This window comes from Paenibacillus sp., assembly GCF_048976745.1.
In the GTDB taxonomy this organism is placed as follows: Bacteria; Bacillota; Bacilli; order Paenibacillales; family Paenibacillaceae; genus Paenibacillus.
Window position 1 is genome coordinate 42,881 of sequence record NZ_JBHGUU010000019.1, and the last position, 13,369, is coordinate 56,249.

11 protein-coding genes are annotated in these 13,369 nt (G+C 48.3%); 2 read left to right on the forward strand and 9 right to left on the reverse strand.

What is annotated here, in order from left to right; all coding sequences use genetic code 11:
• Positions 1–213 precede the first annotated feature (213 nt).
• Positions 214–1,647 (forward strand): VanW family protein, encoded by a 1,434-nt coding sequence (locus ACE3K2_RS23260; RefSeq protein ID WP_421895639.1) that lies wholly within the window; start codon positions 214–216, stop codon positions 1,645–1,647.
• Positions 1,648–1,818: 171 nt separating this feature from the next.
• Here ACE3K2_RS23260 and ACE3K2_RS23265 read toward each other — a convergent pair whose 3' ends face one another.
• The 4 genes from ACE3K2_RS23265 to ACE3K2_RS23280 form a co-directional block, all read right to left on the reverse strand.
• Positions 1,819–3,375, reverse strand: coding sequence for an MDR family MFS transporter (locus ACE3K2_RS23265; protein ID WP_421895642.1), 1,557 nt, complete (start codon positions 3,373–3,375; stop codon positions 1,819–1,821).
• 72 nt (positions 3,376–3,447) lie between these two features.
• Positions 3,448–4,131 carry a hypothetical protein gene (locus ACE3K2_RS23270; protein WP_421895644.1) on the reverse strand — a complete coding sequence of 228 codons (684 nt, stop codon included), beginning with the start codon at positions 4,129–4,131 and terminating at the stop codon, positions 3,448–3,450.
• 34 nt (positions 4,132–4,165) lie between these two features.
• Positions 4,166–4,894 (reverse strand): polymer-forming cytoskeletal protein, encoded by a 729-nt coding sequence (locus ACE3K2_RS23275; RefSeq protein WP_421895647.1) that lies wholly within the window; start codon positions 4,892–4,894, stop codon positions 4,166–4,168.
• A gap of 13 nt (positions 4,895–4,907) precedes the next feature.
• Positions 4,908–5,531 (reverse strand): YhbD family protein, encoded by a 624-nt coding sequence (locus ACE3K2_RS23280; protein WP_421895650.1) that lies wholly within the window; start codon positions 5,529–5,531, stop codon positions 4,908–4,910.
• A 270-nt stretch (positions 5,532–5,801) separates the two neighbouring features.
• Here ACE3K2_RS23280 and ACE3K2_RS23285 point away from each other — a divergent pair, with 270 nt between their 5' ends.
• The gene (locus tag ACE3K2_RS23285; RefSeq protein ID WP_421895654.1) at positions 5,802–6,590 is read left to right on the forward strand and encodes an alpha/beta hydrolase; all 789 of its coding nucleotides are present in this window, start codon (positions 5,802–5,804) and stop codon (positions 6,588–6,590) included.
• Between the two features lie 194 nt (positions 6,591–6,784).
• On the opposite strand, the gene argH is transcribed toward ACE3K2_RS23285, so the two are convergent.
• From argH to argB, 5 genes are all read right to left on the reverse strand, one after another.
• Positions 6,785–8,188 carry an argininosuccinate lyase gene (gene argH / locus ACE3K2_RS23290; protein WP_421895716.1) on the reverse strand — a complete coding sequence of 468 codons (1,404 nt, stop codon included), beginning with the start codon at positions 8,186–8,188 and terminating at the stop codon, positions 6,785–6,787.
• A 106-nt stretch (positions 8,189–8,294) separates the two neighbouring features.
• Positions 8,295–9,530 (reverse strand): argininosuccinate synthase, encoded by a 1,236-nt coding sequence (locus ACE3K2_RS23295; RefSeq protein ID WP_017692004.1) that lies wholly within the window; start codon positions 9,528–9,530, stop codon positions 8,295–8,297.
• A gap of 157 nt (positions 9,531–9,687) precedes the next feature.
• Positions 9,688–10,653 (reverse strand): ornithine carbamoyltransferase, encoded by a 966-nt coding sequence (argF, locus tag ACE3K2_RS23300; protein WP_421895657.1) that lies wholly within the window; start codon positions 10,651–10,653, stop codon positions 9,688–9,690.
• A gap of 199 nt (positions 10,654–10,852) precedes the next feature.
• Positions 10,853–12,106, reverse strand: coding sequence for an aspartate aminotransferase family protein (locus ACE3K2_RS23305; protein ID WP_421895660.1), 1,254 nt, complete (start codon positions 12,104–12,106; stop codon positions 10,853–10,855).
• A gap of 399 nt (positions 12,107–12,505) precedes the next feature.
• Positions 12,506–13,345 (reverse strand): acetylglutamate kinase, encoded by an 840-nt coding sequence (argB, locus tag ACE3K2_RS23310; protein ID WP_421895663.1) that lies wholly within the window; start codon positions 13,343–13,345, stop codon positions 12,506–12,508.
• Between the last annotated feature and the right edge of the window lie 24 nt (positions 13,346–13,369).

The following is a 13,369-nucleotide window of genomic DNA, read 5'->3' on the forward strand; positions in this document are numbered from 1 at the left end:
GACACAATCCCGGCATTTCCTTTAAAAAGACCTGAATTTCATCAGGAAAAATCCACTTCATCCCTATTTCATTGGTGAAGCATGGATTCATATGAAGTTTATTGTAACAAATTTGTTACCTATTGAGTACCCGAAAGTTTTCCTGCATTGGATCATATATATAGAAAGTGTTACAAAGTGCGGAACAACAGAAGTATAAAGGAGCGTACGGTTATGAAAAAAATACATGTGACGGTCATTGTTCTATTCTCCATCCTCTTGATCGGCTCCGCGTCTTATGGATTGCTGTATATGTACGTGAATCAACCTGCCATGCCCAAAGATGTCCATGTTGGTGGCATGCTGGTGGAAGGAAAGAATCGCAAGAACCTGTTACATGAAGTGCATGAACAGATCCAAAAGCTGGAGGACTGGCCTGTCACCTTTGAAGTGACTGAACCTGATCCCCAGACCATGACGTATACCACAGCTCAAGCAGGAGTGAGTTACAACGTTAACCGTTTTGAGTCCGCATTACAGCAGCTGGAGGAAGGTAATCTGTGGGAACGCGCTTATGCACGTTATCATTTTCCGAAAGAGTTCTCTCTCGATATGAGCTACGATTCACGGCCACTTCAAGAACATCTCAGCCCTGCCTGGGAAAAAGAAACCTTTGGTACACCCGCGGACGCTGTTCGCCGCATTACCCCAAGTGACAAAGTCCAGTATATCCCGGAAAAGGGCGTCCGACGGATTGATTGGGATACACTCGCAAATCTCATTCAGACAAAGCTGAACAGGGACTTCAGTGTACTGAGCCCGAATGAGAAACCCGCCCCATTGCTGATCCAGATACCCCTGTATACGCTGAAGCCTGAAATAACCCTTGATTCGCTGCGCCAGGAAGGTATTGATCGGAAGATCATCCAGTTCTCCACGGGTCTGGGCAATAGTACTGAAGGCCGGATACATAATGTCAGCGCAGCGGCGGAAGCGATTAACGGCATGATTTTGCCACCGGATGCCACATTCGATTATGAGAAGATCATCCGTAAAGCGGAGAAAGAATATGGGTTTCGTGAGGCCCCGGTCATTGTGAACGGAAGATTAACCCCCGGGATTGGGGGTGGAATCTGCCAGGTATCCAGTACGGTGTATAACGCAGCGCTATTGACGGGTCTTGATATTATCGAGCGTCGCAACCACTCCCTGCCGGTCAAATATTTGCCGAAAGGGCTGGATGCCACCTTTGCCTCGGGAGCCATCAACTTTCGCTTCAAGAATAATACCGGAAAATCCTTACTCATTCATGCAGAGGTGAAGAACCATCAATTGATGGTGAAATTTTTCGGCACATTCCCGGAGAACGTCAGCTATACACTTGAATCCCGTACCATTGAAACATTAAGTGTTCCGGTGAAGTATGTGTCGAGTGCGGTACTGCCTGATGGTGCCCAGCAGGTGCTGCAAGACGGACAGCCTGGATATATTGTGGAGACAGTAAGAACCAAGCGGTTAGACGGCAAAGTGGTCGAATCCAAAACCATTACACGGGACACGTACAAAGCTCAGAATCGTCTGATTGCCCGCTCCGGTCATAGCAGCCTGCCTGATCCACAAGAACCCTCTGTTGTCGAGGACGGGATTAGCGATACGAAACAGCCTTAGGCTCTATTTTCGAAGCATTTCCATAATTCATATTCATGGATAAGCTGATCATACGAATACAAAAAGACACACTTCCCGTCCCTTTTGAGGATACGTGAATAGTGTGTCTTCCCATTTTTTAATAGGCTAGATCAGCTGGAATACCGTAAATTAATGTTTATTACAAACAGTTTAATGACCGCCTGTATATTCACCTTGCTCTTCGCCTACGACCATCTTCTCTTTTCCCATGAAGAAGGAAGCGACCAATGCCAGCGCAGCCGGAATCACAGCCCAGGCAAATAACTGCACAATGGAAGAAGACAGGGCATGTGTGATGGTATCCAACACCTGAGGCGGAATCGCCTGTCTGAGTTCTGGTGAGAGCAACGCATGTGGATCGGTCAGATCCACTCCCTGCGGCACACTACCCGTTGAAGCACCACCTGCTGCTTCCCCAGCTGAACCAGCGAGAGCATCGTTCATTTTACGCGTAAATACCTGGCTCTGTACGATACCAAAAATCGTAATGCCCATCGTCATGCCAAGGGACCGCAAAAAGTTAAGCGTGGAGCTCGCCGCACCGCGTCTTTGCGGTTCAAACGCGTTCATGGCTGCATTGCTGAGTACCGAGAACGAGGCACCAACACCCAGACCAACCATCACCATGTAGATACGTATCGTCCAGAGGGAAGAACCCTCATCCAGTGTAGTCAGCAATCCAAGTCCAATGACAAGTAAGGCCAACGTAGGAATCATGATATTGCGATACTTGATTTTGGTCATCAGCACCCCGCCCAGGGATGCTGTCACAACGGACCCGAGCATCATTGGCAATAGTACGAGACCGGAGTTGGTTGCTTTGCCACCAAGTACCCCCTGTATGAAAATCGGAATATACACGGATGCTGTAATGAAGGCGGCACCGCTGAACATCCCAATAACGTTACTGGACCAGTAGACCCGGTTGCGGAACATGCCAAAGGAGATGATGGGTTCCTTGGCTTTTGTTTCTGCAAACAGGAAAAGAATTGCAAGTGCTACAAATCCGGCAAACAAGCCAAGAATCTGCCATGAATCCCAGGCAAACGTTTTGCCACCCAGTTCCAGACCAAAGATCAGGCACACGACAGCGCCAATCAGCGTTACAGCACCCAGCCAGTCGATCTGTTGGGATTGATGCTGATGAGACTCCTTGTAGAAGAAGGCAATAAACACAAATGCAATCAAGCCTAGCGGCAGGTTGATATAGAATACCCATTCCCAAGTCGCATATTGGGTAATATAAGCACCAAGCAATGGTCCAAAGACGCTGGACAGACCGAAGACCGCTCCAAACAATCCACCCAATTTACCACGAGATTCTGGTGCAACGACATCAAACATGATTGTAAAAGCAATCGGAACCAGGGCACCTGCACCGATCCCTTGAATGGCTCTGTACATCGTCAATTCCACAATAGACGTTGCCGTTCCGCACAGTGCTGAGCCAAGCATAAACACAATAATACCAAAGACAAAAAACTTCTTCCGTCCATACATGTCGGATAACTTACCGAAGATTGGCATTCCCGCCATCTCAGCCACCATATACGCGGAAGTCACCCAGACGAACTTGTCGAGCCCACCCAGCTTCCCGACAATATCCCCCATAGCTGTTGCCACGATGGTATTATCCATCGAAGCCATTAGTATGCTGAGCAATAAGCCTGCCAGCACTAATCCAATACTGTTTTTACGTGCAACCATTGTACTCAATCTCTCCATTCACGCTCTATTCATATGACTGCAATAGTATATCCGAAAAGAAGTTTTCGTTAATCAGTCCAAGGACCGATTGCTTTGCAGCAAAACTTCCGATTGCGGATGAATTTGCAGAGATGAACGGTATTCCACGGAGCCAATCCGGCAGCCAGGACCAATTTTTATTTTATCACCACGAACAATCTCGGCCTCCGTATTCTCTAATTCAATATCGTCACCTTCGATAATCTGTGCCTTAAGAATGGACTTATTCCCAGTAAACAAGTCATTCAGCCGGCCGCTCTTCACCGATATGAAGGAACCACCCATTTCCTTGACCTCGGATGGACCCATGATTTTGAGTGTCATATTTTCAGCACTAAGCATCCCCGCTATCGTCAATCGCCCGTTCAGCTTGATATTTTCCGCCTGACAATCCCCTGACAGATGAAGCTCACCAACCACTTTGATATGCTCAGCTTTGACATGCAGGCCAGAAGCCTTGATGCCATCCTCACCACCGTTGCTGGCCGATCGCTCTGTCAGAGTAAGCGTTCCTGTAATTTTAATCTCTGTGGCTTCAAGCGATCCGTATATGACCGATGTACCCGTACATTTGAAACGATCACAAGATAGATTGTCGTTGAAGGACGCATCCCCTACCACCTTGACCTTGCCGTACACACCCCCAGCAGAACTGCCATCACCAACGATGCTGATATCCATTTTTTTCTCCATTGAACGCCCAGGATTGTTATTCATGTCGATCCCATCCCTTTCTTTCCGTATCCAAACTTTAAATTCGCTGAGTGCTGCCCACCTTGGCATCCTGATCTACCTCAAGTTCCCCTGAGTACTCGACCAGCCTGATGTTACAGCCACGACCGATATGAATGTTGCTTCCCCGTACAATATCAGCTTCGGTATCTTCCAGCACAATCTCATCGCCCTCAATTAAGGATGTTTTAAATGACGGGGTCCCGCCCAGGCCAATACTTTTCCAAAATCCATTCTGTTGTTCCTTGCGCCGAATATCGATACGCTCTCCGCCAATCTCTTTAGCCGAAGAAGAGGTATGCAGCCTGATCTCTACTGTTCCCGCATTCAGAAAACCACTGATCTTAATATTGCCCTGTACATTCAGGGACTCACACTGGACATCGCCTTCTACATCAATTACACCGCCAATATCAATGCGTTCCCCATCCACTCTTCCGCGTACGGTACACTTCCCGTTCACTTCAATCTCTGGGCTATGGAGATCTCCGTTAATCGTGGTCATGCCATCCACACGAACACGAGAACTGGTCAAAGGGCCGTTCAACGTGCACATGCCGTTAATCGTTGCACTCTCGGCGCTCAAAGCGCCGTGCATCTTCAATGTTCCATTCACTTCCATAGAGGTGCAGTCCAGGTTGCCGTTCACCTTAGCCATGCCATCAATAGATACACGGTGAAACTCCCCGCCTGCCGTTTGACTCATGCCCGCCACATTCAGATCATTCCGCTTATTTCGTTCTACCATAGATGATCCTCTCCTATCCCAATTTGAGTTTTAATTCTTCCATAAATGTTCCCATGGACTGCCTAAGAACCACCTTCACTCCATTGTCAAAATAAAACTCCATTCCTGCTGTCACCAGCATGAACGATGGAACACCCATCTTACGAATAAGCACGAGTTCGCTCGGTTTGCCTGTGAAACGATAATAATGTTCGGACATCACATCAATGAGCAATGCACCCTCTTGCCTTGTAATGTCTCCGCTCATTAACAACTTATCAAGGACGTAGAGCATCATAATCTGCTCCAAAGCATACAGCGGTTGTTCCCGACCTGCCTCTTTTAACAGATCCAGCGATGTTTGTGAAACAATGTTTCGCTCTAACAGCTGTTGTGCTGACATCTCCACGTCACCCAACGTAGGCGAGAACACGTCTGCCAGCTCATCCAGCGACAATCCGTCTTTCATATTGAGTATCTTGTCAATGCGAAGTAATATCTGCTGTTTGGGAAAAAAGGTCTCTTGTCCGGTATAGGACGACTTCCGAATGAACCATTCTTCCGGAATGAGATTTTTCCGTTTCCATCGGTATAGCTGGCCGTATGAGATTCCTGTCAGGTCCAGCAATTCTTTTTTGGAGATCAAATCATCCGTCATATGCACTCACCCCTCTTAATGAAAACAGTGTAACATAACATTGTTACGTTGTAAACTGCGTTGAGAATTGACAATCATCTTCCATATTTTTTTGAATCAACGGTGTGCACATCTTTATTTTTCTATTGTATATCTTGTTATTGCATTGGATGGGCATTGCGTATAACCTGTTAAATATAGACACTTAAGATTTATTAGGCACCCAGATCCCATCTCTTTTCTAGTCAGGACACTCAATCAACGAACTTATGAAAGGGGTTTCTTTTACTCATGGCACTTATTAAATGTGATTTTTACTCGGATACACTTGGATTGAGCACCAGCATGCATGTCATTCTGCCGCAACAAACCCACAATCAGATCGGTATGGAGAATGTGACCGGCAAAGGACTGCACCCAACCCTTTACCTGTTACACGGTCTGTCTGATGATGATTCCATCTGGCTCCGCCGCACATCCATCGAACGTTATGTAGCCAACCTTGGTATCGCTGTTGTTATGCCACAGGTACATCGCAGTTTCTATACGGATATGGTGGAAGGTGGAAAGTACTGGACGTTTATCAGTGAGGAACTGCCAACACTCGCTCGCTCTTTCTTCCCCTTGTCGCATCAACGCGAGGATAACTATGTCGCCGGTTTATCCATGGGTGGATATGGTGCATTTAAGCTGGCCCTTCGCAAACCGGACCAATACGCGGCAGCTGCAAGTTTGTCCGGAGCACTCGATATGTCTGCACATATGGATAGAAACACATCCTCAGCATTACAGCAGACGGAGTTACAGCGGATTTTCGGACCCGATGTGACAGGTACAGAGAACGATCTGATCCATCTGTTAAAAGAAAATCAATCTGGCGAAAGCCCACGACCTTTGCTCTATCAATGTTGCGGAACGGAAGATTTCCTGTATGAGGATAATCAAACGTTCCGTAAAGCCTGTGAACAAACCAACTTCGAGTTGACGTACGAGGAAGGGCCTGGAGAACATGAATGGGGCTACTGGGATGCCAAGATTCAGGATGTATTGAAATGGTTGCCTTTGCCCAAGCGCGATTAGTAGCGCATTAGTAACCACTGCAGATCATGAAGACGATATTCCGATGACATAACAACCTTCCGTTGCTGTGGAGTTGGAATGATCTTCATCACCTTGCTGTAAAGCACAAAAAGCAGGCCGTTGAGAACAAAGTTCTCTGGCCTGCTTCTTTATTGTACTGTCGTATCTGTACGATACCTATCGTAACCTTGGTATTAACCGCGGTTTGTAATCCATTGCTCGGTGATCTCCAGTACCTTCTCACTGCGTGCAATGGCTTCAGCAACTTGACCCGAAGCTGTTCCACCGTACACATTACGAGCGTTCACTACTGCTTCCGGTTGCAGCACATCATAGATCCGGTCATCGAACAGTGGTGAGAACTGACGGAATTCATCAATCGTCAGATCCAGTAAATACTTGCTGTTCTGGATGCAGTACAGCACCGTTTTGCCAATCACTTCATGCGCCTGACGGAAAGGCAAACCTTCGCCCACGAGGAAGTCGGCAATATCCGTAGCGTTGGAGAAATCCTGGTTGACCGCTTGACGCATACGATCCTTGTTCACTGTCATTGTTGCGATCATTGGAGCGAACAGTTGCAATGCACCTTCCAGCGTGGCTACAGTATCAAACATGCCTTCTTTGTCTTCCTGCATGTCTTTGTTGTATGCCAGCGGAAGAGATTTCAATACTGTCAGCAAACCAATCAGGTTGCCGTAAACACGTCCTGTTTTACCACGAACGAGTTCAGGAACGTCCGGGTTTTTCTTCTGAGGCATAATGCTGCTGCCTGTGCAGAACGCATCGTCCAGTTCAACGAATCCAAACTCCGTGCTGCTCCACAGTACCAACTCTTCACTCAGACGGGACAAGTGAGTCATGATGAGGGAAGCCGCTGCCAGGAACTCAACGATAAAGTCACGGTCGCTTACTGCGTCCAGACTGTTCTCATACACACCATCGAAGCCCAGTTGTTCCGCCACAAAATGACGGTCAATCGGGAATGTTGTGCCCGCGAGCGCACCTGCGCCCAGTGGCAGGATGTTAATACGTTTGTAGCTGTCCATCAGACGCTCTGCATCCCGTTGGAACATGGATACATACGCCATCAGATGATGGGCGAACAGAATCGGCTGTGCCCGCTGAAGATGCGTATAACCCGGTACGATGGTATCGAGGTTATCTTTGGCTTGTCCAATCAGTGCTTCCTGCAAGGAATGCAGCATACCTACAAATCCGACCACGCGCTCGCGCAGGTATAGGTGCATATCCGTTGCAACCTGGTCGTTCCGGCTACGGCCTGTATGTAATTTACCGCCTACAGGGCCAATCGTATCAATCAGGTTTTTCTCAATATTCATGTGGATATCTTCGTCCGATACGGAGAATTCCACTTCGCCCGCACGGATTTTGTGCAGAACGGTGATCAGACCTTCTTTGATTGTTTCCACATCTTCCGCCGGAAGAATGCCGCATTTGCCCAGCATTGTTACATGGGCCAGACTGCCCTGAATGTCTTCCTCAGCCAAAGCTTTGTCAAAATTGATCGATGCCGTATATTCCTCAACCAAATGATTGGTTTGTTTTGTAAAACGTCCTCCCCACAGCTTGCTCACAGTGAGTACTCCCCTTTCGCTCATGGACAAAGCCGCTCCTGCCAGATGTGCAAGAACGGCCTGCCTTGTCATTTATATTGATATAGTTCTATGATGCAGGTTGAAATTAGTTTTTGTTTTGCTCTACGCCGGAGTTTACTTTCAAACGAAGTGCATTCAGGCGGATAAAGCCTGTTGCATCCCCTTGATCGTAAGCTTGCGTTGGATCAGCTTCCATCGTTGCGATATCCGGGTTGTAGAGGCTGACAGGACTTTTCACACCTGCGCCGATGATGTTGCCTTTGTACAGTTTCACACGAACCGTACCTGTAACGTTCTTCTGGCTTTCAGTCACCAGCGCTTGCAGCGCCAGACGCTCCGGTGCAAACCAGAAACCGTTGTATACGAGTGTGCTGTAACGTGTAATCAGGCTATCACGCAGGTTCATCACTTCACGGTCCATCGTGATGGATTCCATTTTGCGATGTGCGGTGAACAAGATGGTTCCACCTGGTGTTTCGTACACGCCACGGCTCTTCATACCCACAAAACGGTTCTCAACCATGTCTACACGGCCAATACCATGTTTGCCACCCAGCTCGTTCAGTTGCTCCATCACTTGAAGTGGGCTCAGGCGCTCACCGTTCAGTGCAACACAGTCGCCTTGTTCGAACTCCAATTCAACATATTCTGCTTGATCCGGTGCATCTTCAGGTGCACTGCTCAGCAAGAACATGTCTTTGTTCTCGTCCGCACTTGGATCGAACCAAGGATCTTCGAGCACACCGCTCTCATAGCTGATATGTAGCAGGTTACGGTCTGTTGAGTATGGTTTAGCCGCAGATGCGGTTACCGGAATACCATGTTTCTCAGCATATGCGATCATCTCGGCACGTCCCGGGAACTGGTTACGGAATTCTTCCAGACGCCAAGGTGCGATGACGTTAATGTCTGGTGTCAGCGCAGCCGCGTTCAACTCAAAGCGAACTTGGTCATTTCCTTTACCTGTAGCGCCGTGAGCGATGGCTGTAGCACCTTCTGCACGAGCGATATCCACCATCCGTTTAGCGATCAGTGGACGGGCGATACTTGTGCCGAGCAGGTATTGTCCTTCATAGAGGGCACCTGCCTGGAACATCGGATAGATGAAATCTTTGGCGAATTCATCACGCAGATCGTCGATGTATACTTTGGAAGCGCCTGTTGCCAGTGCTTTTTCCTCCAAGCCATCCAGTTCATCCTTTTGTCCGATATCCGCTGTGAAAGCGATAATCTCTGCATCATACGTTTCTTTCAACCATTTCAAAATTACAGATGTGTCCAACCCGCCTGAATACGCGAGTACAATTTTTTCCTTAGCCATGTGTGATGGTCCTCCCCAAGATCAGTTAAGTTAAACAGAGCCTTCATACACTGAATCCTACGAGCTTCTTATTTAATTAACTTTTTAAAGTACATTATAGATGAATCTATCATCGCGAAATCTGAGCCTAAAATCAACCCATAAAGGCAAACAGCCTCTATTCGCTCATTAACGCAGCCATTAATGCCTTCTGTGCATGCAAGCGATTCTCCGCCTGATCAAAGATCAGGGAGTTCGGTCCGTCAATTACACCCGCGCTCACTTCTTCGCCGCGGTGTGCTGGCAGACAGTGCAGGAACATGTAGTCCGGCTTTGCGCCTTTCATCAGTTCCTCGTCCACTTGATATGCCGCAAATGCCTGCTCCCGAATCTTCTGCTCTTCTTCAAAGCCCATGCTTGCCCATACATCTGTGTACACGATATCGGCATCTTTCGCTGCTTCTTGTGCACTGTAGGTTACAGTCACTTCAGAACCGCTCTCTTGTGCGATAATACGCGCCTGCTCCACAACTGCACGATCCGGCTCATAGCCTTCTGGCGTTGCTACAGCAACATGCATACCCATCTTCGCTGCACCGAGCATCAGGGAGTGTGCCATGTTGTTGCCATCTCCGATGTAGGCCATTTTCAGACCTGCGAGCTTGCCTTTGTGCTCCAGTACCGTTTGGAAGTCGGCCAGTACCTGACAAGGATGCGCTGCATCGCTCAGGCCGTTAATAACCGGAACATCCGCATGCTCTGCCAGTTCAATTACATTATGGTGTCCAAAGGTACGAATCATGATGCCGTCCAGGTAGCGGGACAATACTTTGGCTGTATCATGTGTTGTTTCCCCGCGACCCAGTTGGATATCATTTTTGCTCAGGAAGAGCGCGTGTCCGCCCAATTGGAACATGCCCACTTCAAAGGATACACGTGTACGTGTGGATGATTTTTCAAAAATAAGGCCGATCGTTTTACCTTTCAACGGTTGAAAAGGTACACCACTTTTTTGCTTGCCTTTAATCTCGATTGCGAGATCAAGCAGATAACGAATCTCCTCTGCCGTGTAGTCCGTGAATTCGATAAAATCCCGGCCTCTCAGATCAATCTTCTGAACCTTTTCCGTCTGTTGTGCTGTCATCTATAATGTCCTCCTTATTTCCGGTTCCCTGCACCCGCATGGGCAGAAGCGAGAGCAACGTTGACACTTTGGCTCGGTGCTTCTCAAGTTTATGCATGTCCACCTTCTGCAAGTTCACCACGCGGCTACAGGGATTCATCATCTCATTCTGCTTCGAGGCCGATACCGGCCCCGAGTCAGAAAGGTTCTCATTTTTATGTTAGGCTTTCGCCGCTACGTGCTCTTCGATCAATGTGCCTACCAAGGATACCGCCTCGTCAATCTCTTCTTTGCTCACATACAGGTTCGGAAGCAAACGAATTACATTCGGTCCTGCAGAGACGAACAAGATCCCGCGTTTTTGCCCAGCAAGCACAATATCACCCACCGGCTCAGCACATTCGATACCAACTAACAATCCCAAACCACGAACTTCCTTCACAAAGGAATTGTCCACCAAACGATCCCGCAGGGAACTCATCAGGTATTCGCCCATCTCCGCTGCACGCTCTGGCAAACGATCTTCCAGCATCGTTTCGATCGTTGCAATCACAACGGATGAAGCAAGTGGTGTTCCGCCAAATGTTGTCGCATGGCTACCTGGTGTGAACGCATCCCGCAGGAAACCTTTACCCAGCATCGCCCCTACAGGGAATCCACTACCGATACCTTTGGCAACGGTGAACACGTCTGGCTCAATGCCATAATGTTCGTGTGCGAATAATTTGCCTGTACGTCCCATTCCGGTCTGCACTTCATCGACAATGAGTAACAATCCGTGCTCGTCACACAGTTTCCGGACATGCTTGACGAATTCCGGTTCAACCGGATATACCCCACCCTCGGCCTGAACCATCTCCAGCATAATCGCTGCCGTGTTGGGCCCAATTGCCGCTTCAAGTGCAGGGATATCATGCAAAGGTACGGTTACAAATCCGGCTGGCAATGGCAAAAATCCTTCTTTCACCTTATCCTGTCCGGTTGCTGTCAGTGTAGCGAGTGTCCGTCCATGGAAGGACTGGGCAAAGGTGATCACTTCATAGCGATCTGTGCCTTTCACCTTCTGGTGATAACGACGGGCTACCTTAATAGCGGCTTCGTTCGCTTCGGCACCACTGTTACAGAAGAATACTGCATCAGCGCACGTATTGGCTGTCAGCAATGCTGCTGCTTTCTCCTGGCCTGGAATCTGGAACAGGTTGGACACATGCCACAGCTCATCAATCTGAGCTTTCAGCTTGGCCCCAACTTTCTCCGGTGCATGGCCCAGGCTGGTTACAGCGAGTCCGCACATGAAATCCAGATAACGGTTGCCCTGATCATCCCATAACCAGCTGCCTTTACCTTTGACCAGACTGATTGGATAACGCGCATACGTTTGGAAAAGCGAGCTTTCCGTCTGTGTCGCTGCACCTGTTGCTGTTGCGCCCGCTACCGCTGTGCCAGAACCTGGCTGTTCGTTGCCTTTTGCCATGACCATATCACTCCTATTGGTTGGTGCAACGGCAATCATATAAGAGTCCTGATTTACACTAGACCACTCCGATTGCAGAACCATTTTTTGAACGTTTGCATACTCCACTTCGATGACAGAACAACCTTCCGATCGCTGTTATCCCCGGATTTTTTTGATTAATTGTTTAAAGGTCGAAATCCGGGGATAGTGTATGCTTCCGAAGTAGCTTTCTTTCAGAAAGCTTTTAGGCGCACGCTTCGCTTCTTCAGGTTATTTCTGTCCTCTCCGTTATGCATTTTATTCTTCAGTTTGGTTCTGCACCCTACGTTATTGTGTGTGTAATATTAGATTTCTTATATAAAAAAGCCGTGCACATATTTTTTATTTACTACCAGACCATGAATACCCAAGTGAACCTTATTGCATACGGATGATTTTTGTTCCGATGATTTCTCCGCCAAGCACGCGGCTCAGGACTTGAGGTTCGCTGCCATCTACGATGATGACCTCACGTACTTGACCATGGATACAAGCGATAGCTGCACGCACTTTGGGAATCATGCCGCCATAGATTTCTCCGGTCTGGATCATGTCCTCAATCTCTTGTACAGATACGGATGGCAGTACTTTTTTCTCGCCGCCTACGTTCTTCATAATGCCAGGAACGTCGGTCACAACAATCATCCGGCTTACGCCAAGATGAGACGCCACAGCACCCGCAGCTGTATCTGCGTTGATGTTGTAGCGTTGTCCGGTGGCATCCACACCAACTGGCGCGATAACCGGCATGTAACCCATGTTCACGATGCCTTGGATAATCTCTGCGTTCACACCCGTGACATCGCCTACCCAGCCGATCTCTGCGTGATTTGTAACAGGTTTGGCCTGGATCAAACCACCGTCCACACCTGACAAGCCTAGTGCACGACCTCCCACACGTTGAATTAGACGCACGATCTGCTTGTTGATACTTCCAGCGAGAACCATCTCCACTACGTCCAGCACAGGTTCAGTCGTCTTGCGTAGACCGTTAACGAACTCGGTTTCGATACCAAGCTTCGCCAGGTTATCCGAGATCGCAGGACCTCCGCCATGCACGATCACTGGCTGCGTACCCTGAGACTGCAAATCACGCAGATCCGCGAAGAAAGATTCAGGCAATGCTGCCAGCGTGCTGCCTCCACATTTCATGACAAACATCTGTTTCTCTGTGCTCGCTTCCGTTGCGGTACTCTCGTTTGGCATTGTTGAATTCATGAGGGCAAGCTCCTATCGTTCAAA